The sequence below is a fragment of the Saccharothrix sp. CB00851 genome, from assembly GCF_001905065.1.
Lineage (GTDB): Bacteria > Actinomycetota > Actinomycetes > Mycobacteriales > Pseudonocardiaceae > Actinosynnema.
Genome location: NZ_LWLC01000023.1, coordinates 188,306 through 210,289 on the forward strand (window position 1 = coordinate 188,306; position 21,984 = coordinate 210,289).

Below are 21,984 nucleotides of genomic sequence, written 5' to 3' on the forward strand. Positions count from 1 at the left end.
ACCGACCGAGTGTTCCAACGGCGCGGGGGCGGGTGGTGTTCCCGCCTGGACGTGGCGTGCGTCACGGGCTATCAGTTTCCGTACGCTACCGTACGGCCAGCGACCATACGCGGGCGTACGGAGGTGTCGGATGGCGGTGTTGGCCCTGCTCACGGCAGGTGTTCTGGTGCTGGTGGGTGCGTTGCACGTGGTGTGGATCTTCTCGCCGTGGCCCTTGGGGTCACGCGAGGAGTTCGCGCGGCGGGTGGTGGACGTGCCACCGGAGAGGCTGCCGTCGCCCGGCCCGACGCTGGCCGTGGCGCTGGCGCTCGGCCTGGCCGCCTACCTGGTGGTGGGGCGGGCGGAGCTGGTCGGCGTGCCGGGCCCGTCGTGGGTGTCGGTCGTAGGCACGGTGGGCGTGGCGGTGGTGTTGCTGTTGCGAGGGGGGAGCGGGCTCGTCATGTCGTCGCGCCGGTCGACCGAGTACTCCCGGCTCGACCTGCGCGTCTACTCGCCGCTGTGCCTGGCGCTGGCCACGTCGTGCGCCGTGGTCGCGTTCGGCGCCTGACGTGGAATCGGCCCCCGCCCGGACTCCGAGGTCCGAACGGGGGCCGACGGCTTGCGTTGTTACCTACTTGGCGCAGTCCGGCAGGTGCGGGTGGCGCTCGCCGCGCTCGACGGACTCCTTGGCGAGCGTGCACTGCATGACGTCGTAGGCCGGCTTGCGGGTGAAGTCGTCCCACATGACCGTCGCCGCGCCCTCGCCCTGGAAGAACACCGGCACCCAGGAGTACTTGTCGGTGAAGCCCCAGATCGTGAAGGAGTCACAGCCTTCGACGTTGAGGCACGCGACCAGCGTGCGGTTGTAGTAGTCGGCCTGCTTGGCCAGCATCTCCGCGGTCGGCACGCCGTCCGCCGGCAGGTCCATCCGCACGTCCAGCTCGGTGATGGCGGTGCCCAGGCCGAGGTCGGCGAACCGCTTGAGGTTCGTCTCCAGGTCACCGGGGAAGCCGTACCGGGTGCTGAGGTGCGACTGGGCGGAGAAGCCGTGCACCGGCACGCCCTGCGCCAACAGGTCCTTGATCAACGCGTAGTAGGCGTTGCTCTTGGCGTTGACGCTCTCCACGTTGTAGTCGTTGAAGTACAGCTGGGCCTTGGGGTCGGCCTCGTGCGCCCAGCGGAACGCGTCCGCGATGATGCCGGGGCCCAGCTCGCGGATCCAGATGTTGTCGGTGGTGCGCAGCGCGCCCGACTCGGTGAAGATCTCGTTGGCGACGTCCCACTGCTGGATCTTGCCCTTGTACCGGCCGACCACCGTGGTGATGTGCTCGCGCAGGATCTCGCGCAGCTCCTCGGCGGTGAAGTCGCCCTGCTCCAGCCACGCCGGGTTCTGGCTGTGCCACAACAGCGTGTGCCCGCGCACGACCTGCCGGTTCTTCTGCGCGAACTTCACGATGGCGTCGGCCATGCCGAAGTTGTAGCGGTCGCGCTCCGGGTGGATGTACTCCCACTTCATCTGGTTCTCGGCGGACACCGAGCTGAACTCCTTGGCCAGCACGGAGCGGTACTCGAAGTCCTTGGTGAACGGGTCGGGGTAGGGCTGGCTCTCGTGGTGGCCGCCGCCGGCTGCGGCGGTGCCGATGTAGAACCCCTTGGGCGCCACCCAGCGGAGGGTGTCCTTCTTCGCGTGGCCCGGCGCGAGGTCACCCGTGTCGGGTGAGGCCGCGGCAACCAGGGCCAGGGGCGAGGTCAACGCCATCGCGGCGAGCGTGGCGGTGACGAGGCGGATCGACTTCATGGCGGTCTTCGCTTTCTCGGACGACTACGACGGCGGCGTTCGAAAGTTTCGTCATTGACCCGGCAATTTTCGAGATGCCGGACCCTAAGACGCCCGCCGGGCGATCGTCAAGACCTCCAATCGAGACGGTGTCCCCGCTGGTGGGGGAACCGGTGGTGGTCCTGGTGGAGCAGTCGGCGCGCGGTACCGGTGCCGCCCGTTGATCTCCCGACCGCGTCGGCCCGTGTCGGGCTCGGTGACCGCCAGGTCTCGAGGTCCCGCATTGCGCTGTCCACTGTGGACGGCCTTTTGTCGAATTGCGGTCGAATGCGCGTCGAATGCGAACCCGTTGTCCACCAACACTTCCCATCTGCGTGCACGGCTGGTTACAGTGCGATTTGGGAGCGCTCCCAACCCATGGTCACTACCGGAACGTGGTCATCCTCAACGAGGAGGAGAGAGTGGCGCTCAGATCAATCCCGGCGAACAAGACCCTGCTCGGCAGGGCCTTCGCGACGCTCGTGGTCGTCGGCGGACTCATGGCGAGCGTGCTGACCGGTGTCGCCCAGGCACACGGGTCGACCGTCGACCCGCCGTCGCGCAACTACGGCTGCTGGCAGCGTTGGGGCAGCGATTTCCAGAACCCGACGATGGCGCAGCAGGACCCGATGTGCTGGCAGGCCTGGCAGGCCGACACCACCGCGATGTGGAACTGGAACGGCCTGTACCGCGAAGGCGTGGCGGGCAACCACCAGGGTGCCATCCCCAACGGCCAGCTGTGCAGCGGCGGGCGCACCGGCGGCATGCGGTATGCGGCGCTGGACAACCCGGGTCAGTGGAAGGCGGTGACCAAGCCGCGGCAGTTCACCCTCGACATCTGGGACCAGGCCCGGCACGGCGCGGACTACCTCCGGGTGTACGTGACCAAGCAGGGCTACGACGCGACGACGACGGCGTTGGGCTGGAACCACCTCGACCTGGTCGCGACGACGGGCCGGTACGCGCCGTCGGACCACTACAAGGTCGCGGTGAACGCGGGCAGCCGCACCGGCCGGCACGTGGTCTTCGCGATCTGGCAGGCCAGTCACTCGGACCAGTCGTACTACTTCTGCAGCGACGTCATCTTCCAGTGAGCCTCGCGGTGAGTCCTGCCTGACGCGGTTCCGGGCCCCCGCCACACCGGCGGGGGCCCGGTTCGCGCCCGTCACACCCCTTGGACCCGGCCGACACCGGCGCCGGCGGTGACCAGGCGCGGCACGGACGCGGGGTCGTCCACGGTGTAGCTGTAGTAGGTGCGCGGTTCGACGACGGTGCCGAGCGTCTCCGGGGCACCGGACCCGGCGTAGATGTTGTTGCGCTCCACCACTCGTCCCGGCCCGCTCTTGTCGTAGCCGGACAGGATCGGGTGCGCGACGTTCTCGAAGTAGTTGCCCTCGACCACGACACCCGCGTCCATGGTGGACGCGACGCCGTAGAGCGAGTTGCCCCGGTAGTAGTTGTTGTAGACGTGCACCGGTTCGCCGAAGCGGACGCGCGGGTGGCGTTGGTCGGTGCCGTCGAAGAAGTTGTGGTGGTAGGTGACGCGCAGCTTGCCGCGGTCGGTGGTGTAGGTGTCGGAGTGCCCGAGCAGGGCGGCCTTGCTGTGGTGGTGGAAGTGGTTCCACGACACGGTGACGTAGTCGGAGTTGCGCTTGATGTCCAGCAGGCCGTCGTAGCCGTCGGACAGGTCGCAGTGGTCGATCCACACGTGGTGCGCGGAGTTGGTCACGCTGATCGAGTCGTCCGAGGCGTTGGTGAACCGCAGGTTGCGGATGATCACGTTGTTGCCCGGGCGGGTGGTGGAACCGAGTTGCAGCCCGCCGCCGGTGATCTCGGCGGTGGAGCCGACGCCGACGATGGTCTTGTTCGCCACGACGGTCAGCATCTCGTCGCCGACCTGGATGCGGCCGGACACGGAGATGACGTAGGGCCCCTTGCGGCCCACGTAGTCGGCGAGGGCGGCGGCCGTGGTGACGGTGACGGCCTGGCCGCCCGCGCCGCCGGTGGTGCCGTTCTGGCCCAGGGCGTTGACGCCGGCGAACCCGTCGGCGACGTTCAGCGCGCCGACACCGGCCCAGGCCGGACGTGGCACGGTGGCGGCGACCGCGGCGAGCGCCGTGCCGGTGAGCAGCCGACGGCGGTTGAGTGGGCTCATGCGTGGCCTCCTGGGTCAGATCCGGTCGACGCCGACACCGGTGGGGACGGTGGTGGGCAGCGTCGACGGGTTGTCGGGGGTGTAGGCGTAGTAGGTGCGCGGTTCCACGACCGTGCCGAGGGTCTGCGGCGTGCCGGAGTTGACGAAGATGTTGTTGCGCTGCACCACCCGGCCGGGTCCGCTCTCGTCGTAGCCGGAGTAGATGGGGTGCGGCACGTTGTCGAAGTAGTTGGCCTCGACCAGCACACCGGCGTTCTCGGTGGACGCGACGCCGTAGAGGCGGTTGTTGCGGAAGTAGTTGTTGTAGACGTGCACCGGCTCGCCGAAGCGGACCCGGGGGTGCCGCTGCTCGGTGCCGTTGAAGTAGTTGTGGTGGAACGTGACGCGGAGCTTGCCGGTGTCCTGGCTCGCGTTGGAGTCGGAGTGGCCGAGCAGGGCGGTCTTGCTGTGGTCGTGGAAGTCGTTCCACGACACGGTGATGAAGTCCGCGCCCCGGACGATGTCGATCAGGCCGTCCAGCCCGCCGCTGAGGTCGCAGTGGTCGATCCAGATGTGGTGCGAGGACTGCTGGATGCTGATCGCGTCGTCGTCCGCGCCGGTGAACTTCAGGTTGCGGATGATGACGTTCTGCCTTCGGTACATGTCCAGGCCGCCGCCGCGGATCTCCGCGCCGGGCAGGCCGATGACGGTCTTGTTCGAGCGCAGGGCCTGCTTGCTGCTGAACGTCATGATCCCGTCGACCTGGATCACGTAGGGCTCGTTGCGGTCGCAGTAGTCCAGGAACGTGTCGGTGTCCCGCACAGTGACCACGGGGCCGCCGACGCCGCCGGTGGTGCCGTTCTGGCCGAGGGTGTTCGTGCCGGCGAAGCCGTCGGCGGTCTGGAACGGCGCCGCCCACACCGGGTTCGTGGTGACCGGGCTCGCGGTCGCGGCACGGGCGGTGACGGCGGTGAGGGCCGTCGCGGCGGCGCCGGCGAGGAGGCTGCGCCTGCTGATGTCGCTCATCGGTCTCGGTGCTCCTGTCAGATGCGGCCGGTGCCCGCGCCGGCGGGCACGATCGTGGGTACTTCGGCGGCGCGGTTGCGGGTGTAGGCGTAGTACGTGCGCGGCTCGACCACGGAGCCTCGGAGCTCGATCTCGTGGTTGCACTCGACGAGGATGTTGTCGCGGGCGACGATGCGGCCCAGGTCGCCGCTGAAGTCGACCCGGCCGGGGTTGTTCACGCTGTAGAAGTAGTTGCCCTCCATCACCACGCCCGCGTTCATCGCCGAGGCGACGCCGTAGCTGTTGTCGCGGTAGTAGTTGTTGTAGACGTGCACCGACTCGCCGAAGCGGACCCGCGGGTTGCGCTGGTCGGAGCCGTCGAAGTAGTTGTGGTGGTAGGTGACCCGCAACCGGCCGATGTCCTGCGCGCCGTTGTCGTCGTCGTGGCCGAGCAGCAGCGTCTTGTCGTGGTCGTGGAACCTGTTCCAGGAGACGGTGACGAAATCGCTGCCCCGTTTGATGTCGACCGCGCCGTCGTCGCCGTTGGAGAAGTCGTTGTGGTCGATCCAGATGTGGTGGCTGAACATCTGCACGTTGATCAGGTCGTCGGTGGCGCCGGTCAGCGCGAGGTTGCGGATGATGATGTTGTGCACGGCGTCGGCCGGGGGCGAGGTGACGTCGTCGTCCACCGGCAGGCCGATGTTGAGCCCGCCGCCGACGAGCCGCGCGTCGGTCCCCAGGCCGATGATCGTCTTGTCCGAGGCGACGTCGTGCATGCCGTCCGTCGTGCCGGTCGGGAGCGTGATCGTGCCCTTGACCTGCACGACCAGCGGTTCCGGCCGGGCGATGTAGCCCAGGAACTGGGCGGTGGTGGTGGCGGTGACGACGGCACCGCCCGCACCGCCGGTCGTGCCGTTCTGTCCCAATGCGTTCACCGAGGCGAACCCGTCCGCGGTGGTGGCCGCGTACGCCGGCGTGGCGCCGGGCAGGACGACCGCGGTGGTGGCGAGCGCGGCGGCGGCCACGGCGAAGGTGAGCAGGGCGTGCCGGGTGCCGGAAGATGTGGGCATGGCGATTTCCTCTCCCGTATGAGGGGTGAGTGCGGGGAGTTATCGGGAAAGCGCTCTCTGTTCGCACCGTAGCGCATGTTTCCGGCGTGTCAACGGCCGGTGGCGGCCCGTGTTCGATGTTCACATATGTGGCCGGTCTATTCGACAGTCCGGTTCACATATGTGGCGGCGAACGACCATTCCGGCTAGCCGGGAATGCTCCGCGCGGCTATTCCCGGCGGCCGTGGCGCTGGTCTGGAACCGCCGCCCACGCCCCGCCGGGCTCGTCCCGGCGAGTCGCGGTGGCACAGGGTTCCAGCGGTGCCCCCACCAGGAGTCGAACCTGGGACCTCGCCGTTCGTAGCGGCGCGCTCTGTCCTGCTGAGCTATGGGGGCTCGTCGTGTGGCAATTCCACCGGGTTCGCCGTGCGATGGCGACCCGGTCGACCGATGGCCTTCTCCGGTATTTCGGAAAGAGAAAGCCGCCCTGGTCGGTTTCCCGACGGGCGGCTCCCCGGACCGGACCTTTCAACAGGTCACGGTGGGGAGCACGGGCTGCCGGAACGGCGTCGACGGGTGGTGGTCATGTCTGCTCCTCCGGCTCGGTGTGCGCACATCGTGCCGACCGGCGGGTGGCACCGTCAAACCATTTCCGGAACCATTCCGCGAAACCGGTGGCGGCCGGTCCGCCCGGTGACGACAATCCCGCCGTGACCACCGCGCGAAACTTGCTCAAGGCCCTCGACCCGCTGCCGTACGGCGCGCGTCAGCGCCTCCTCGCCCGCACCGCCCGTGAGCTGACCGGCACCGCAGGGTTGGCCGCGCTGCTGGGCGATCTGGACGCTCGTGGCGAGTTCGAACGGCGGCTGGCGTTGCACCTGGCACACGCGGCAGGCGACCGCGAGTACGTCGTGCGGTGCCTGTCGGCCACGCAGACCTCGGTGGTCCGGCGGGCGATCGGTGTGGCGGTCCGGCTGGACGTGCCCGCCGAGGTGTTCCTGGCCCGGCTGCCGCACCTGGCGACGGCACTGCGGCAGGCCCTCTACACCGCCGTGCGCCGCCACCAGCGCCGTGCGTTGGCCGAACGGCTGCTGCCGGTGGTGCGCGAGGCGTTCGGCGACCACGAAGCCGTCGGCCTGCTGCCGGTGTGCTCGCCGGACGTGGTCGCCGCGGCGTTGCCCGACCTGGAGCACGCGGTGGTCAACTGGGCCTCGCTGGGTCGCCGTCATCCGGCGGTGCTGCTCGACTTCGTGACCGCCGAACTGGACGCCACACCGCCGGTGGGGTGGCCGCAGGTGTGGTACCGCCTCGGCGCGGCCGTGGCCCTGGCGGCGTCGGCCGAACCCGACCGGGCGCTCGACGTGCTGGCCCGGGTGCTGCCGCACGCGCCGCTGCCGTGGCAGCTCGACGGCGTGATCGGAGGCCTGGCCCGGCACGCGCCGGAACGCGTGGTACGCCTGCTGACCGACCCGCGCCGCACCGGGCGGCTGCCCGTGCGGCGGTCCCTGTGGCGCGCCGTGTCGGTGACCGGCGACGAGGACCTGATCGCGCTGGCCCGCCTGCTCGAGGGGCCGCAGCTGACCCGGTTCCTGCACGCGATCGCACCGTCCCGGCGCGCGGCGATGTTCACCGGCGTGTTCGGCGACCGCGCGGACGTGCCCCTGGCCGCCGTGGACGAACTGCCCTCCGCCGCACGGACCGCCGTGGCCCGCCGACTGCTGTCGCTGCGCCGCGTCGCCGACGACCCGGCCCGCCGGCTGGCCGTCACCGCCCGCCTGGACTGGGCGGACGCCCGTGACACCCTGCTCGCCGCGACCCGCCGCGCCACCGCGGGCGAACGCGCCGAGGCCTACCCGCTGTACCTGGCCGCGGCCGCCGCCACCCGCGACCCCGAGGTGGTCGGCGGCGTGGTGGCGGGCCTGACCAGGCTCGCCAACGAGCAGGACCCGGTGCGGTCGGTCGCGCTCGCCGCGCTGGCCAAGGTGCCGTCGTGGCTGTTCCGCCCGGCCGAGGCCGACGCGTTGACGAAGCTGATGGTCGACGCGACCCAGGCCCGCGACTGCTCCTGGCAGACCCGCAACGCGGTGCGCGCGGTGGCGGAAGCGGTGATCCGCGAGGGCGCGGTGTCCCGCCGCCCCGAGCTGGTCGACGCGGGCCTGGCCGGGCTGGAGCACCTGGGCGGCAACCTGCCGTGGATCAACCTGTACGGGCTGGACCGGTCGCTGCCGCGCGGCGCCGAGCACCAGGTGTACGAGGCGCTGCGACCCCGGCTCGCCGCCGACACCCGGCGCGGCCGGTTCGAGGTGCTGCTCGGGCTCGCCGCGGGCCTGGGTCGGCGGGCGTGGGGCGTGGCCGGTGTGCAGGAGCTGCTGGACCGGGCGCGGTCGGCGAAGGACGACGGCGTGGTGCGACGGGCGGTGGAGCTGTGGCTGGCACCGCCGCACCACCGCGACGAGCGGGTGGCACGGGTGTTCGCCGCCGACCCGTCCACCGTCACGGTGCCCGCCGTGTGGCAGGCGATCTCGTCGCGCCGAACGGACCTGCTGGACCGGGTGATCGGCCGGTCGACGCACGGCCGGTTCCAGAAGCGCGGAGTGCGCTTCCTGCCGGTGTTCGGGCTCCGCCCCGACCGCTGGCTGCCGCGCCAGGTCGCCGCGTACGCCGCCGAGCTGGCCGACCTCGGTACATCACCGCGCGCCAACACCTACGAACGCACCGCCGCCGTGCGGGCGCTCGGATGGCTGCCGGGCACGGTGGAGCTGCTACGGGAGTTCGTCGGCGATGACGACGTGCCGGTGGTGGAGGCGGCGCTGGCCGCGTTGGCGTGGACCGACGAGCCCGGCGACGTGCTGCCGGACCTGCTCGCCCACGTCGACACCCACCGCGCGCGGGTCGCGGTGTACGCGGTCGCCCGCTGTGCCCGCTTCACCTCGCCCGACCGGCTGGGCACGCTGTTGACACCCCTGCTCGACGCGCCGAAGGTGACCGCGCGCAAGGAGGCCGTGCGGCTGATCGCGGAACACCGCGTGCCGGGTTCGGTGGAGGTGTTGACCGGGGCGTGGGAGAACGGGCACCGGGACGTGCGGCGCGCGCTGGTGTCCGCGACGCGGTGGTTCCTCGACGACGAGGCCGCGTGGGAGCTGCTGTCCCGTGCCGTCGCCGACGAGCGGGCGGTGGCGGGAGATGTCGTCCGGTGGCCCGAGGTCGTGCCCCGGCGGCACCGGGCCCGGTACGCGGCACTCGTGCGCGCGCTCGCGGACTCGCCCGACCCGGACACGGCCCGGCTGGGGCTGGACGCGTCACCGTCCTGGGCGCGCTGGTCCGACGGCGGCACGGAGCTGCTCGTCCGCCGCGTGACCGACCTCGCCGACACGGCGACCTGGCGGCACGCGCTGACCGCCGTGGTGCGCCTGGCCGCCGCGACGGCGGACGTGACGCCCCTGCGCGAGGTGGTCACGGCGCTGGTCGCCGCCGATGGCGGGTTCGACGCGGAGGAAGACCGGGACCTGCCCGCGCGGCAACGGATCGCGGCGCTCGTGCGCGAGCTCGCCGACACGCGTGACGCCGACTCGTCGCGAGCCGCGGCCAAGGCCCTGGTCGGGGATCTCGCGGCGGCCGGGTACCGGTCGTCGGCCGTCAAGCTCGCGCTCGTCGCCGTCGAGTGGGAGCGGGAGGGCGCGGAACTCGACGGTCTGCGCGACGTGGCACGCCTCGTGGTGCGGCCGACGGTGGCGCGGCAGGCGGCCGAGGAGCTGGCGCGCGTGCTCCCGCACGTGCTGTCCCGGGTTCCCCGGCCGCGGCAGCTCGCGGTGGCCGGGGCGCTGGCCGACGACGCGGCACCGCTCGCGCTGGCGATCGTGACCACCGCGGGTCGTGACGCCGGGTGGCCCGCGCCGTGGCGTGAGCTGCTGCGTGGACTGCGCCGCCACGATGACCCGGACGTGCGCGAGGCGGCGCTGGAGGTGTTCACCAGCCAGGAGTGAACCCGGACGTCGGGTGCCGGCCGCGGCGGCCGGCACCCGCACGGTCACGCCGGCCCGGGGCGTTCGGCGTGGGCAGCTTCTGGTGGATCGGGTGGGTCATCGGCGGGCGAGCAGTACCGACTCGGCGATGACGGCCTTGGCCGCCGGCACCGACACCCGACACAGGTCCCGGGGGTTGGTGCGCCACGGACTGCACTGAAGGGCCGCGGCGGCGGTTCGCACGGCGCGGCCCTCGGCTTCACCCACGGAGGTCTTCGCTATCGCCATCAAGGCCCGACCTCGTTGGTCCGACCTGACGATTCGCGATCGTGCAGCCGTTGCGGCGCGATCTGCCGCACCTGGAAGCGGTACCGGGTCCGCACCTGAGCGCCGGTCCGCAGGTTCACATCACCGACGTGCACACCACTGTTGGCGTAGCCGCCCGTCGATGCCCGCGCAGCGCCGGTCCCTGAAGCGTGTTGCACCTGCACCGCGGCGTCACGGCCGGCTTGGACCACCGCCGCGCCGGACGACGCGTGTCCCTGCTGAGTCGGGTTGCCCTCGTCCGGACCAGCTGTCTGAGCACGATCACGCACAGTTCCATCCTGCATGCGGAACCGGACCTCGCCAAAGGCATGTCGCGTACGACCACGTCGCCACTCGACCCGCGAACCGCAGTTCTGCGGCCTTGCATGGACACCGGCCGACGAGACGCGCCGCCTCACGTCCGCGCGGCGGCGATGGCGGCGGTGTCGGCGATCTGCTCGAAGTCGCGGACGAACCCGTCCGCGACCCGCCACACGTGCGTGCAGCGGGCGGTCATCGACTTGCCGGTGGCGCGGTGCCTGCCGGTGTAGCGGCCCAAAGCCACCACCGCGTCATCGGCGTCGAGCAGCTCGTCCACCTCGACGGCGAACGACGACCACTCCTCGTCGATCCGGCGGAACACGCCGTCCACCACGGCGGCCGGGCCGGTGTAGGTGCCCGCGTACGCCGAACCCGCCGCCTCGGTCCAGCGGACGTCCGGAGCCGGCACGGCCAGCATGCCGGCGAGGTCGCCGCGCGCCGAGGCGTCGTAGTGGGCGCGGACGACGTCCAGTGCGGTCATGGTGTTCCCTCAGACTGGTTGGGCGTAGGGGTAGGTGACGCGGCCGAGCGGGATGATGTGTGCGCCGCCGGGCGCGTTGCGGACCTCGCCGTCGCCGTTGAGGCCGCAGAACGCGCCGGTGGTGCGCAGGGCGTCCAGGTCGTACAGCCACGTGGTCGCGACCGGGATGCGGAACTCGCGGAACGTGAACACGTACCGGTTCGGCGCGAGCCGCCACGCCGTGGCGAGGTCCACGTCGCCGTGGCCGCGCTGCGCGCCGACCAGGCATTGCCACGCGTACCGTTCGGCGCTGAGGTACACGTGCTCGTAGAGGTGGTTCGGGCTGTACCGGTAGAGCGCTCGCCAGCCGATGAGGTCGCGCGTCGGGGCGGGTGCCGAGCCGGTCGCCCATGCCCGGACGCGAGGTCGCCACCGGCCCCCGAGCCGAGAGGCACGCGACAGCGGGTGCGCCCGCGGTCGACGGGTGTTCACGTCCGGTCGAGCGCGCCGAAGCGCGGCGGCACCAGGTCACCGACCGCCACGTGCACCGCCCGCAGGTCGCTGTAGAAGTCGATGCTGTGCGCGCCGCCCTCCCGGCCGACCCCGCTGGCCTTGATCCCGCCGAACGGCGTGCGCAGGTCCCGGACGTTGTGCGAGTTCACCCAGACCATCCCGGACTGGACCGCCCGCGCCACCCGGTGCCCGCGCGCCAGGTCCGCCGTCCACACGTACCCCGCCAGCCCGTACCGGGTCGCGTTGGCCAGCGCCACCGCGTCCTCCTCGGTGTCGAACGGCGTCACGCACACCACGGGCCCGAAGATCTCCTCCTGGAACACCCGTGCGTCCACCGGCACGTCCGCGAACACCGTCGGCGCCAGGAAGTTGCCGGTCGGCAGGTGCGCGGGCCGTCCACCGCCGGCGACCAGCCGCGCCTCCCGCTTGCCCACCTCCACGTACTCCAACACCCGCGCGTAGTGCTCGGGGTGGATCAACGCGCCGACCTCCGTCGCGGGGTCCGAGGGCAGGCCGACCCGCACCGCCGCCGCCCGTGCCGCCAACGCCGACACGAACGCCTCGTACACCCCCCGCTGCACCAACACCCGGGACGACGCCGTGCACCGCTCGCCGTTGAGCGAGAACACCCCGAACACCGCCGCGTCCACGGCACGGTCGAAGTCGGCGTCGGCGAACACCACGCACGGCGACTTGCCACCCAGCTCCATCGACACCTCTTTGAGGTGCTGCGCGGCCGTGCGCATGATGATCTGCCCGGTGCCGCTCTCGCCGGTGAACGACAGCCGCGGCACGTCCGGGTGCGCCACCAGCGCCGCCCCCGCCTCCTCGCCGATGCCGTGGACCAGGTTGAACACCCCGTCCGGCACGCCCGCCTCGGCCATGATCCCGGACAGCACGCTCGCCGACAGCGGTGACCACTCGGCGGGCTTGAGGACCACCGCGCACCCGGCCGCCAGGCTCGGCGCGAGCTTCCAGGTCTCCAGCATGAACGGCGTGTTCCACGGCGTGATCAGGCCCGCCACCCCGGCCGGTTGCCGGATCGCGTAGTTGACCTGCCGGTCGCCGACCAGGAACGCGTCCTCGTGCCGGGCCACGATCACGTCGGCGAAGTACCGGAAGTTCTCCGCCGCCCGGTGCGCCTGGCCCTTGGCCTGGGTGATCGGCAGCCCGGTGTCGAACGTCTCCAGCTCCGCCAGCCGGTCGGACCGCGCTTCGATGGCGTCCGCGATGCGTACGAGCACCCGAGCGCGCTCCCGGAGCGGGAGCCGGGGCCACGGCCCGTCGGTGAACGCCCGCCGCGCGGCGGCGACGGCCAGGTCCACATCGGTGGCGTCACCGGCGGCGACCCGGCCGTACTCGGTGTCGGTCACCGGATCGGACACGCCGAACGTCGCACCCGACACGCTGGGCACGTCCTTGCCGTCGATGTGGTGCAGCAGCTCGGTGGGGATGTTCATGCGGTGACTCCTGAGGGGACGAGCAGGTCGGCGGCTTCGGCGCGCAGCGCGGCGATCCGCGCCAGCCCGGCCGGTGTCGGCGGCACCAGCGGCGGCCGGACGTGACCGCTGGCGAGGTGGCCCAGGTCGGCCAGGACGTGCTTGGCGGGCGCAGGGTTCGTCTCCACGAACAGCAGCTCCACCAGCGGGTGCAGCCGGTAGTGCAGGTCGATCGCCCCCGCGTGGTCACCGGCGACGTACAGCTCGTACATGCGGGCCACGGCGGTGGGCGCGAGGTTGGCCAGCGCGCTGACGAACCCACTGCCGCCGATGGCCAGCAGCGGCAGGCACAGCAGCTCGATGCCCGACCACATCAGGAAGTCGCGCCCGCACCGGTGCAGCACGTGCGAGAAGTGCTCGAAATCCTTGGTGGTCTCCTTGATGCCCACCACGTTGTCGTGCGCGCGGCGCAACCGGGCCACGGTCTCCGGGGCGATGTCCACCGCCGTGCGCGACGGCACGTTGTAGACCACGATCGGCAGGTCCGGGAACTCGCGCGCGATCCGGTCGTACCAGGCGAACAGGCCCTCCTGCGTCGGCCTGCTGTAGTACGGCGTGATCACCAGCGCGACGTCCGCGCCCAGCGACCGCGCGTGGTCGGTCAGCTCCAGCGTCTGCGCCAGCGTCGCCGCACCGGTTCCGGGCAGGAACGGCACCCGGTCGGCCGTCTCCTCGGCCACCACCCGCATCGCGGTGACGCGTTCGGCGATCGACTGCGCGCCGGGCTCGCCGGTCGAGCCGCCGATGGACACGCCGTGCGAACCGGACGCGAGCTGCAGGCGCACCAACGCGCGCAGGCCCTCGGTGTCGAGCTCGCCGTCGGCGGTGAACGGCGTGACGACGGGCGCGATGGAGCCGCGGATCGCCGCCGGGTCGGAACGGAACCTCATGTCGGCAACTCCACTGGGAGCGGGGCCGCGGACCTGGCGTCCACGGCGCGGAGGGTGGTGAGCTTGTGCTCGCGGGCGAAGGCCTCCACGACGTCGGCCGGCGCGCCCGCGCGCAGCAGCCGCAGCAGGTCGGCGTGCTCGGCCACGGACTGCCGGGCCCGGCCGGGCACCAGGCTGAACGTGGTGCGCCTGCTGTGGTCCAGCCGCGCCCACTCCTTGCCGATCAGCTCCCGCAGCCGCGGGTTCGGCGTGGCGTCGCACAGCAGCAGGTGGAACTCGCGGTTGAGCCGGGTGAAGCCGAGCGGGTCGAACCCGTCCAGCGACGCGGCCATCAGGTCGTTGAGCCGCTCGGCGCGGTCCAGCCGGTCGGCGGTCATCCGGCCGGTGGCCACGGCGTGCCCTTCCAGCAACGCCAACGCCTCCATGGTGTGCCGGAACTCGTCCTGGTCGATGCCCGCGACCTGGGCGCCGACGTTGGGCTCGAACACCACCCAGCCCTCGGCCTGCAACCGCCGCACGGCCTCGCGCACCGGCACCGGGCTCACGCCCAGCTCCCGGGCCAGCCGGTCGAACACCAGCCGTGCGCCCGGACCGTACGTGCCGGCCACGATCCGGGCGCGCAACGTGTCGTAGGCGTACTGGGTCTTGGACCGCGCGGGAACGCTCATCGCCCGGCCCACCGCTCGTACTCGGCGCGCCGGGTCGGGCCCAGCGGGTACAGGCCGTCCACCGACTCGCCCGCGTCCACCCTGGCCAGCACGAACCGCTCCTCGCGCTCCTGGCGCAGCGCGTCGGCCGCCACCTCGTCGACCAGGTCCGGCGGGATGAGCAGCACGCCTTCCGCGTCGCCCACCAGCACGTCACCGGGCCGCACCAGCACGCCCGCGCACGCCACGTCCACGCCGACCTCCCACGGCACGTGCCGACGACCGAGCACCGCCGCGTGCGCGCCCGCGCTGCACGACGGCAGGTCCAGTTCGGCGAACGCGGGGCTGTCCCGCAGGCAGCCGTCCGTGACGACACCCGCCGCGCCGCGCTTCAGCGCCCGCAGCGCGAGGATGTCGCCGAGCGTGCCCGCGCCGTGGTCCTCCCGCGCGTCGATGACCAGCACCTGACCCGGCCCGATCGACTCCACCGCGCGCTTCTGCGCGTTCATCCCGCCGCCGCGTTCGGCGAACTGGTCCTCGCGCAACGGCAGGAACCGCAACGTGTGCGCGGTGCCGACCATCCGCAGGTCCGGGCGGGACGGCCGCAGGCCGGTCAGGAACGTGTGGTGCAGGCCCCGCTTGCGCAGTTGCGCGGACAGCGTGGCCGTCGAGACCTCGCGCAGCGCCTTCTCGGTGGCCGGGCGGACGGCCGGGGGAGACCCGCCCACCGCGGCGGCGCGGTCGGTCGGCGTGACGCGCGGCCGTGCGCCGGGTGAGGGGAGTTCGTCACCTTCGCGGACGGTGTTGCGCAGCGGCTCGTGGTCGTCCAGCGCCACCTCGACCACGTCACCGGGCTGGACGACGGTCGCGCCGGTCGGGGTGCCGGTGAGGATGATGTCGCCCGGCTCCAGCGTGACGCTGCGGCTCAGGTCCGCGATCAGGTACGCGACGTCGAACAGCAGGTCGGCGGTGGTGGCGTCCTGCACGAGTTCGCCGTTGACCCACGTGCGCAGGCGCAGGTTCGCCAGGTCGACCGCGCCCGGGTCCAGCAGCGTCGGGCCGACCGGCGTGTAGCCGTCCGCGCCCTTGCTGCGCAGGTTCGAGCCCCGGTCGGCGTGCCGCAGGTCGTGCACGGCGAAGTCGTTGGCTGCCGTGACGCCGCGGATGTGCGCGTGCGCGTCCTCTCGCGACACCCGGCGCGCCCGCGTGCCGATGACGACCGCGACCTCGCCCTCGAACGCCGACAGCTCCGTGCCGCGCGGCCGGACCAGGTCGCGCCCCGACCACGACAGCGACGACGGCGGCTTGAGGAAGTAGGACGGCTCGTCGGGGTAACGGCCGCGTTCAGCGGCCCGGCTGCGGAAGTTCAGGTGCACCGCGATGATCTTCGAAGGGCTCAGGCCCAGCGGGTGGCTCATGCGCGCAACCGGTCCGGGATCGGGAAGTCCACGATGACCTGGCCCGTGCCGCTGCTCGGGAAGTAGTCGCACAGCTGCTCGCCGTGCCCGGTGTAGGAGTCCCAGCCCAGGACCCCGAACAGCATCGCGGTGTCCGCCATCGCCGCCTCGCCGGTGAACCGCTCGTTGTAGTCGGGCAGCGCGGCCAGGAACTCACGGATGCGGCCGGTCCGCCACTGCTCCAGCACCAGCCGGTCGGCCTGCTCGTTGATCGGGTGGCTGATCCGGTCCAGGTACTGCGAGGACACCTCGTTGGGCGGGAACTGGTGCGACAGCGAACCGCTGGCCAGGAACGCCACCTTGCGGTCGCCGCGCAGCACGGCCCGCGCGATCGCCTCGCCGACGTGCCGGTTCTCCTCGATCGAGGAGTAGATGTTGCAGCCGACCGGCACCACCGCCAGCGGGTCCGCGGTGTCGCGGTTCATGAAGTGCATCGGGACCAACGTCGCGTACTCCAGGCCGAGGTCCTTGACGTCGTGCACCATCGCCTTCTGGCCGCCCGCGCCGATCTCCGCGCCGATCAGCGCCGCCAGCCCCGGCTCGCCCGGGTAGTCGTACTCCAGGTCGCGGATGAAGTGCGGCAGCTCGTGCGACGCGTAGCTGCCGCGGTGGCGGGCCTTGCCGTTGACGTGGAAGCCCATGCTGTTCATCCAGTGCGAGTCGGCCACCACGAAGGTGTCCGCGCCGCGTTCCCGGGCCCGCCTGCCCACCTCGGCCAGGCCGAGTTCGGCGGGGCGGCGGATGCCGTGGTGCTTGCCGGGGTTGATCGACAGCCAGATCGACGGCACATGCGTGATCTTGGCGGCCAGCACGACCTCACCCATGGTCACCTCCGCGTCTCGGATCGTGTGGTCGGATCGTGATGCGGATCGAATACGATCCGTGCGCGGCCGGTCGTGCCGGCGACGCCCCAGTAGGTCTAACAGGGCTGGTCGGGCCGACTCTTGACGCGCGGCGCACTCCAGTTGACGCGGAGCGCACCGGCCGGTCGCGCGGCCGTGCCCCTCTTGACGCGTGAGGCGTGCCGGGGTGAAGGTGCTCGTCACCCAGGGTCACCGGGGTGAGGAGGGCGACGATGTCCTACGCGCTGAGCACGGTCGGCGTGCCCGAGGCACAGCAGTTCGACCTGTGGCAGTCGGCGGTGTCCCAGACGTTCGTGCCGCTGGAGGCGTCCGCCGGCGTCACGGCGGGCCGCGGGTTCCGGGGCCGGTTGCGCGGGCAGAGCCTCGGCAGCGTCGCGGTGTACGAGGCGTCGGCCGACGCGCACACCGTGCGCCGCACCGCCCGCGCCATCTCCCGGGCCGCGCCCGAGTACTACAAGCTGAGCCTGCAGCTGCACGGCACGGCCCGGTTGAGCCAGGACGGCAGGCACGCCTCGCTGCGTCCGGGCGACTTCGCCCTCTACGACACGACCAGGCCGTACTCGCTGGCGTTCGAGCACGTCTCCTCGACGTTGGTGCTGATGTTCCCGCGCGACATGCTGGTGCTGCCCAGCGGGCACGTCGCGGCGCTGACGGCGGTGCGGTTCGCCGGCGGCGCGGGCGTGAGCGGGATCGTCAGCGGCACGCTGGTGCAGTTGGCGCGCAACGTGGTCGACCTGCTCGGCACGGCGCCGGCGGACCGGCTGGAGTACGCCGACGTGCCGGTCGAGTCCACGCGCGCCGCGCTGCTGGTGAAGATCAAGTCCTATGTGGAGGCACACCTGGAGGACGCGGAGCTGTCGCCGGGCGACATCGCCGCCGCGCACCACATCTCCACCCGGTACCTGCACAAGCTGTTCAGCGAGGCGGGCACGACGGTGTCGGGGTACCTGCGGCGCCGGCGGCTGGAGCGGTGCGGGCAGGACCTGGCCGACCCGGCGAAGCACCGGCTGTCCATCGGCGTGATCGGTGCGCGGTGGGGCCTGGTGGACGCGTCCTACCTGAGCCGGGCGTTCAAGACGGAGTTCGGCCTGTCGCCCTCGGAGTACCGGCGCCGGTCCGTCGAGCACCGGGCGCGCTGACGGTCAACGGCTGTACGCCCGCGGACAAGAGGGCGGGGCGGCCCGGCGCACATCCTCAGGACATGCGCACCACGGGGCTGTTCATCGGCGGCGAGTGCATTGACTCGGCCGCGTCGTTCACCACCACCGACCCGGCGACCGGCGACGTGCTCGCGGCCTGCGCGTCGGCTTCGCCCGTCGAGGTCGACGCGGCCGTCGAGGCGGCGCGCCGGGCGTTGCCGTCCTGGGCCCGTGAGCCGGCCGCGAACCGGGCGCTGCTGCTGTGGCGGCTGGCCGACTTGGTCGAGGCGGCGGGCGAGGAGCTGGCGTCGCTGGAGACCCGTGACCAGGGCCAGCCGCTGGGGGTGGCGCGGTCGGTCAGCGTGGCCGGCGCGGTGGCGCACCTGCGGTACTTCGCCGGGTGGGCGGACAAGCTGGACGGCGCGGTGCGGTCGGTGTCGTTCCCGGACACGCTGCAGTACGACCGGCGCGTGCCGGTGGGCGTGTGCGCGCTGATCGCGCCGTGGAACTTCCCGCTGATGATCATGGTGTGGAAGCTGGCGCCCGCGTTGGCGTGCGGCAACGCGGTGGTGCTGAAGCCGGCCGAGCAGACGCCGCTGACCACCGTGCGGCTGGTGGAGCTGTGCGCGCGGGCCGGTTTCCCGCCGGGGGTGGTGAACCTGGTGACCGGCGGGCCGTCCGTCGGGCAGGCGCTCGTGCGGCACCCCGGCGTGGACAAGGTGTCGTTCACCGGGTCGACCGAGGTGGGGCGCTCGATCGTGGCCGCGGCGGCGACGGATCTCAAGCGGGTGACGCTGGAACTGGGCGGGAAGACGCCGACCGTGGTGGCGCGTGACGCGGACGTCGACGCCGCCGTGGCGGGCACGGTCGCCGGTGGGCTGCTCAACAGCGGCCAGGTCTGCGCCGCCTACGCCCGCGTGTACGTCGACTCGGCCCGCCGGGACGAGTTCGCCGACAAGCTCGCCGAGGCCGTCTCCACCCTCCGCCTCGGCCCCGGCCAAGCTGTGGACATCGACCTGGGCCCGCTGGTCAGCGCCGAGCACCTGGCCCGGGTGACCGCGCACGTGCGCGGCGCGGTCGCGGCCGGTGCGTCCCTGCTGACCGGCGGCTCGTCACCCGACGGGCCGGGCCACTTCCACCGGCCGACCGTCTTCGCCGACGTCACCGACGACATGGCCATCGCCCGCGAGGAGGTCTTCGGCCCGGTCCTGGCCGTCCTCGACTACGACGACGAAGACGAACTCCTGCACCGCGTCAACGACTCGCCGTACGGCCTGGCGGCCGCCGTGTGGACCGACGACCTGCGCACCGCCCACCGCCTGGCGGACGGCATCCGAGCCGGTGCGGTCTACGTGAACATGCCGTGCGTCCCGGACCCCGCTGCACCCTGGGGCGGCTTCCGCGCCAGCGGCTGGGGCCGCGAGATGGGCCCTTACGCGATCGACGCGTACACCGAGGTCAAGGGCATCTGGATGCACCACGGCTGACCACCGCCCGGGTCAGCGGCGCGGGGTGAAGTAGCGCCGGGAGACGTGGTCGCCGACCGCCTTGCCGAGTGTGGTGCCGTCGACGTCCGCGGAGCGGAAGTGGATGCCCGCCCAGATCCGCGCCTCGACCACCTCGGCGGTCGCCTGCGAGAAGCGGTCGAAGCGCCGCGTGGTGCCGCTGTCGATGCTGAACGCGCTGAAGGGCACGTCGTCGCGGCCGAAGAAGTGCGCGTAGGCGGTCATCTGCGCGGCGGTCCGGCAGGTGTGGCCGGACGGGTAGTCGGGGTTCGGCGGGGTGACCACCAGCGGGGTCCAGTCCGGCTCGGCCGTCGTGGCGGGGTTGCCGTCGGTGTCGGCGGCCCGGATGGCGGTGACCGGCCGCCAGAAGTGCCAGAACTCCTTGTCGTTCGCGCACGCTATCGCGCCGTCCGTGCCGGTGAAGTCCGCCAGCGCGTAGAAGCGCGCGGTCTCCAGCACGCTGAGCCGCCGGCTGACGGCCAGGTCGCGCTTCATCCCCCAGCTGACCGAACGCCGGTCGTGCCACCACAGCGCCGCGTCGGTCTGGTCCGCGGTGCGGACGGTGCTCGTCACCGAGCCGAGCCGTTTGACCTCCTCGACATCGCGGGCGTAGGCACGGCTGGTGACCGCGGGCGGCCCGGGGGTGCGGAACACCGTCGCGTCCGGGATGGCGAACGGCTTGAGGAAACCGACCCAGGCGCCCGTGTTCGCGAAGTCCGGCGGGGTGGGCCGGTACTGGCCGGGCCGGGTGCCGACGGTCCAGGGTCGGGGGTCGAAGGCGCCGTCGCCCTGCCGCGCCGTGATCATCGCGGCGGCGGCCTGCGCGCCGACCCGGATCCCGCCGCGCTTCGCCGGCCCGTCGGGGATGCCGCCCAGCCACTGGTCGTACTGCGCGCGCAGCCTTTCCCGCTGTGCGGGGAAGATGGCGTCCAGCACCCGGTAGGCGGCCGTGCCGACGGCGGCGTCGGTCGACTCGCGGCCGTTGGCCCGCGGTGCGACGAGGTAGGGCCGGTACGGCGTGCCCTCGATCGCGTTCACCGCGTCGTAGACCGCGCCGCTGACCATCGCGAAACCGCGCCCGGCGACCTGCGGCGGTGCCTGCTGCGCGATGTCCCAGATGGCGGTTTGGGCGTTGAGGTCCCAGACGACGACCGCGTTGGGTGACGTGTCCGGAGCGGCGGCGGCCGGTGGCGCGGGCGTGAGCTGCGCGAGTGCGAGAACCGCGAGCACCACCGTTCGGCGTGTCCTGATCATCGTCCACCCCAGGGGATATCGGAACGTGTCGACACCGCTACCGAACGTATCGCTGAGGGCTCGACCTGTCCAATACCGCCCGGAACGCTCAACCCCAGTGCGGGTCGGTGCCGCGGGTCAGTCGGCCCAGTTCGCCCAGCCCCGTGGCGGAGGGGCGGATGTACCCGGCCCTGGCCGCGACGCCCGCGGCCTCGCCCCGGGACTGGCAGTCGAGCTTGGTGAGCAGGCGTTCGACGTAGGTCTCCACGGTGCGCCGGCTGACCACCAAGGCCTCGGCGATCGCCTGGTTGCTCAGCCCCGCGACCAGGCCGGTGGCGATGTCCAGTTCGCGCGCGGTCAGGGCCGGGGTGTTCTCGAAGGCGGTGCAGGCCGCGATCACGCCGCGGCGGGGGCCGTCCACGACGCGCAGCAGCCGCACCCGGTGCCAGCCGTCCTGGCCCGGCCACAGGAACGGCACGGTGCGGATGCCCAGCGCGGCGAACCGCTCCGCCACCGCGCGCAGCGCCGGGTCGTGCGCCGGCGGTGCGGGGGAGCGGCCGGTCACCGCCGCCTGGACGGGCAGGACCCAGCTCGCCGTCCACTCCGGACCGAACCAGGCGTCGAACTTCGGGTGGTACAGCGGGTCCACGCGGCGCGCCAGCGCGGTGCCCACCTCGGCGATGAACGCCCGGGTCTCCTCGCCGAACGCCGAACGTTCCGGCGCGTTGAGGTGCAGCACCCCGACCACCTGTCGCGGCCCGAGCTTGAGCGTCGCCGACAGCCCGTCCTCGAACCCCGCGGGCCGCAGCTGCTCCTGGTAGTGCGGCGAGTCGCGGAAGTTGTGCGGCATGTCGTCCATCAGCAGCGGCACGGGGGAGTCGAACAGCTGGCCGCCCCACTTGGTCCGGGGCAGCTCGTGCGCCAGCTCCTGGCTGATGGCCCTGTTGTAGCCGTGCTCGGCCATGATCACGAACCGTCGCGCCACCAGGTCCCACCCGGTCACCTGCACCGCGCACATCAGCGGCACGGCGTGGCGCAGCCCGGCGAACACCTCGTCCCACTCGACGTCCGCCGCACTGCCGAGCGCGGCTCCGATGCGCAGCGCCGAAGTCACCCGGGTGGTGTCCATCGCGCCTCCTTGGTGAGCGGGTCGAGCGGCGTAGGCGGACAACCTACGCGGACCGAGTGGTCCGGACAACCGCACCG

General features: G+C 72.2%; 19 protein-coding genes and 1 tRNA gene. 5 read left to right on the forward strand and 15 right to left on the reverse strand.

What is annotated here, in order from left to right; translation table 11 throughout:
• The first annotated feature begins 130 nt into the window (after positions 1-130).
• Complete coding sequence (locus A6A25_RS22290) at positions 131-547, forward strand: DUF3995 domain-containing protein (protein ID WP_073892924.1); 417 nt, start codon at positions 131-133, stop codon at positions 545-547.
• Between the two features lie 63 nt (positions 548-610).
• Here A6A25_RS22290 and A6A25_RS22295 read toward each other — a convergent pair whose 3' ends face one another.
• On the reverse strand, positions 611-1,777 hold the full coding sequence (locus tag A6A25_RS22295) for an endo-1,4-beta-xylanase (RefSeq protein WP_073892926.1): 1,167 nt from the start codon (positions 1,775-1,777) through the stop codon (positions 611-613).
• A 440-nt stretch (positions 1,778-2,217) separates the two neighbouring features.
• Here A6A25_RS22295 and A6A25_RS22300 point away from each other — a divergent pair, with 440 nt between their 5' ends.
• Positions 2,218-2,889 (forward strand): lytic polysaccharide monooxygenase auxiliary activity family 9 protein, encoded by a 672-nt coding sequence (locus A6A25_RS22300; protein ID WP_380736052.1) that lies wholly within the window; start codon positions 2,218-2,220, stop codon positions 2,887-2,889.
• Between the two features lie 71 nt (positions 2,890-2,960).
• Here A6A25_RS22300 and A6A25_RS22305 read toward each other — a convergent pair whose 3' ends face one another.
• The 4 genes from A6A25_RS22305 to A6A25_RS22320 form a co-directional block, all read right to left on the reverse strand.
• Entirely contained in the window at positions 2,961-3,950 is a 990-nt protein-coding gene (locus A6A25_RS22305; protein ID WP_073892928.1) for a pectate lyase family protein, read from the reverse strand.
• 15 nt (positions 3,951-3,965) lie between these two features.
• On the reverse strand, positions 3,966-4,955 hold the full coding sequence (locus A6A25_RS22310; RefSeq protein WP_073892930.1) for a pectate lyase family protein: 990 nt from the start codon (positions 4,953-4,955) through the stop codon (positions 3,966-3,968).
• A 17-nt stretch (positions 4,956-4,972) separates the two neighbouring features.
• Complete coding sequence (locus A6A25_RS22315; protein WP_073892932.1) at positions 4,973-6,004, reverse strand: pectate lyase family protein; 1,032 nt, start codon at positions 6,002-6,004, stop codon at positions 4,973-4,975.
• A gap of 301 nt (positions 6,005-6,305) precedes the next feature.
• Positions 6,306-6,379, reverse strand: a tRNA-Arg gene (locus A6A25_RS22320).
• A 314-nt stretch (positions 6,380-6,693) separates the two neighbouring features.
• Between A6A25_RS22320 and A6A25_RS22325 the strand changes: the two genes are divergently transcribed.
• Complete coding sequence (locus A6A25_RS22325) at positions 6,694-9,966, forward strand: hypothetical protein (RefSeq protein ID WP_143193333.1); 3,273 nt, start codon at positions 6,694-6,696, stop codon at positions 9,964-9,966.
• A 96-nt stretch (positions 9,967-10,062) separates the two neighbouring features.
• Here A6A25_RS22325 and A6A25_RS44200 read toward each other — a convergent pair whose 3' ends face one another.
• The 8 genes from A6A25_RS44200 to hpaD form a co-directional block, all read right to left on the reverse strand.
• Positions 10,063-10,233 carry a hypothetical protein gene (locus A6A25_RS44200; RefSeq protein WP_158073790.1) on the reverse strand — a complete coding sequence of 57 codons (171 nt, stop codon included), beginning with the start codon at positions 10,231-10,233 and terminating at the stop codon, positions 10,063-10,065.
• A gap of 433 nt (positions 10,234-10,666) precedes the next feature.
• On the reverse strand, positions 10,667-11,053 hold the full coding sequence (locus tag A6A25_RS22330) for a nuclear transport factor 2 family protein (protein ID WP_073892934.1): 387 nt from the start codon (positions 11,051-11,053) through the stop codon (positions 10,667-10,669).
• A gap of 9 nt (positions 11,054-11,062) precedes the next feature.
• A complete protein-coding gene (locus tag A6A25_RS22335; protein WP_241828845.1) occupies positions 11,063-11,524 on the reverse strand; it encodes a MoaF C-terminal domain-containing protein in 462 nt (153 codons plus the stop codon).
• Positions 11,521-13,005, reverse strand: a complete 1,485-nt coding sequence (gene hpaE, locus A6A25_RS22340; RefSeq protein WP_073892936.1) for a 5-carboxymethyl-2-hydroxymuconate semialdehyde dehydrogenase — start codon at positions 13,003-13,005, stop codon at positions 11,521-11,523. The genes A6A25_RS22335 and hpaE overlap by 4 nt, the downstream gene beginning before the upstream one ends.
• The gene (dapA, locus tag A6A25_RS22345; RefSeq protein WP_073892938.1) at positions 13,002-13,934 is read right to left on the reverse strand and encodes a 4-hydroxy-tetrahydrodipicolinate synthase; all 933 of its coding nucleotides are present in this window, start codon (positions 13,932-13,934) and stop codon (positions 13,002-13,004) included. Before dapA ends, hpaE begins: the two co-directional genes overlap by 4 nt.
• Positions 13,931-14,602, reverse strand: a complete 672-nt coding sequence (locus tag A6A25_RS22350) for a GntR family transcriptional regulator (protein ID WP_073893269.1) — start codon at positions 14,600-14,602, stop codon at positions 13,931-13,933. The genes dapA and A6A25_RS22350 overlap by 4 nt, the downstream gene beginning before the upstream one ends.
• Positions 14,599-15,999: a fumarylacetoacetate hydrolase family protein gene (locus A6A25_RS22355; protein WP_073892939.1), complete on the reverse strand. Its 1,401-nt coding sequence runs from the start codon at positions 15,997-15,999 to the stop codon at positions 14,599-14,601. Before A6A25_RS22355 ends, A6A25_RS22350 begins: the two co-directional genes overlap by 4 nt.
• Positions 15,996-16,862, reverse strand: coding sequence for a 3,4-dihydroxyphenylacetate 2,3-dioxygenase (gene hpaD, locus A6A25_RS22360; protein WP_073892942.1), 867 nt, complete (start codon positions 16,860-16,862; stop codon positions 15,996-15,998). Before hpaD ends, A6A25_RS22355 begins: the two co-directional genes overlap by 4 nt.
• A gap of 251 nt (positions 16,863-17,113) precedes the next feature.
• Here hpaD and A6A25_RS22365 point away from each other — a divergent pair, with 251 nt between their 5' ends.
• Positions 17,114-18,040, forward strand: coding sequence for a helix-turn-helix domain-containing protein (locus A6A25_RS22365; RefSeq protein ID WP_073892944.1), 927 nt, complete (start codon positions 17,114-17,116; stop codon positions 18,038-18,040).
• Positions 18,041-18,102: 62 nt separating this feature from the next.
• Positions 18,103-19,527, forward strand: coding sequence for an aldehyde dehydrogenase family protein (locus A6A25_RS22370; protein WP_073892945.1), 1,425 nt, complete (start codon positions 18,103-18,105; stop codon positions 19,525-19,527).
• 12 nt (positions 19,528-19,539) lie between these two features.
• Here the strand turns inward: A6A25_RS22370 and A6A25_RS22375 are convergent, their stop codons facing one another.
• Positions 19,540-20,799 (reverse strand): vanadium-dependent haloperoxidase, encoded by a 1,260-nt coding sequence (locus A6A25_RS22375; RefSeq protein WP_073892947.1) that lies wholly within the window; start codon positions 20,797-20,799, stop codon positions 19,540-19,542.
• 88 nt (positions 20,800-20,887) lie between these two features.
• Positions 20,888-21,907, reverse strand: coding sequence for a helix-turn-helix transcriptional regulator (locus A6A25_RS22380; RefSeq protein WP_073892949.1), 1,020 nt, complete (start codon positions 21,905-21,907; stop codon positions 20,888-20,890).
• Positions 21,908-21,984 lie beyond the last annotated feature (77 nt).

Excerpts from the sequence above, each read along its gene's own strand:
- A6A25_RS22290 (WP_073892924.1), top strand. The coding sequence starts at position 131 with ATGGCGGTGTTGGCCCTGCTCACGGCAGGTGTTCTGGTGCTGGTGGGT.
- A6A25_RS22295 (WP_073892926.1), bottom strand. The coding sequence starts at position 1,777 with ATGAAGTCGATCCGCCTCGTCACCGCCACGCTCGCCGCGATGGCGTTG.
- A6A25_RS22305 (WP_073892928.1), bottom strand. The coding sequence starts at position 3,950 with ATGAGCCCACTCAACCGCCGTCGGCTGCTCACCGGCACGGCGCTCGCC.
- A6A25_RS22310 (WP_073892930.1), bottom strand. The coding sequence starts at position 4,955 with ATGAGCGACATCAGCAGGCGCAGCCTCCTCGCCGGCGCCGCCGCGACG.
- A6A25_RS22315 (WP_073892932.1), bottom strand. The coding sequence starts at position 6,004 with ATGCCCACATCTTCCGGCACCCGGCACGCCCTGCTCACCTTCGCCGTG.
- A6A25_RS44200 (WP_158073790.1), bottom strand. The coding sequence starts at position 10,233 with ATGGCGATAGCGAAGACCTCCGTGGGTGAAGCCGAGGGCCGCGCCGTG.
- A6A25_RS22330 (WP_073892934.1), bottom strand. The coding sequence starts at position 11,053 with ATGACCGCACTGGACGTCGTCCGCGCCCACTACGACGCCTCGGCGCGC.
- hpaE (WP_073892936.1), bottom strand. The coding sequence starts at position 13,005 with ATGAACATCCCCACCGAGCTGCTGCACCACATCGACGGCAAGGACGTG.
- dapA (WP_073892938.1), bottom strand. The coding sequence starts at position 13,934 with ATGAGGTTCCGTTCCGACCCGGCGGCGATCCGCGGCTCCATCGCGCCC.
- A6A25_RS22350 (WP_073893269.1), bottom strand. The coding sequence starts at position 14,602 with ATGAGCGTTCCCGCGCGGTCCAAGACCCAGTACGCCTACGACACGTTG.
- A6A25_RS22355 (WP_073892939.1), bottom strand. The coding sequence starts at position 15,999 with ATGAGCCACCCGCTGGGCCTGAGCCCTTCGAAGATCATCGCGGTGCAC.
- hpaD (WP_073892942.1), bottom strand. The coding sequence starts at position 16,862 with ATGGGTGAGGTCGTGCTGGCCGCCAAGATCACGCATGTGCCGTCGATC.
- A6A25_RS22365 (WP_073892944.1), top strand. The coding sequence starts at position 17,114 with ATGTCCTACGCGCTGAGCACGGTCGGCGTGCCCGAGGCACAGCAGTTC.
- A6A25_RS22370 (WP_073892945.1), top strand. The coding sequence starts at position 18,103 with ATGCGCACCACGGGGCTGTTCATCGGCGGCGAGTGCATTGACTCGGCC.
- A6A25_RS22375 (WP_073892947.1), bottom strand. The coding sequence starts at position 20,799 with ATGATCAGGACACGCCGAACGGTGGTGCTCGCGGTTCTCGCACTCGCG.
- A6A25_RS22380 (WP_073892949.1), bottom strand. The coding sequence starts at position 21,907 with ATGGACACCACCCGGGTGACTTCGGCGCTGCGCATCGGAGCCGCGCTC.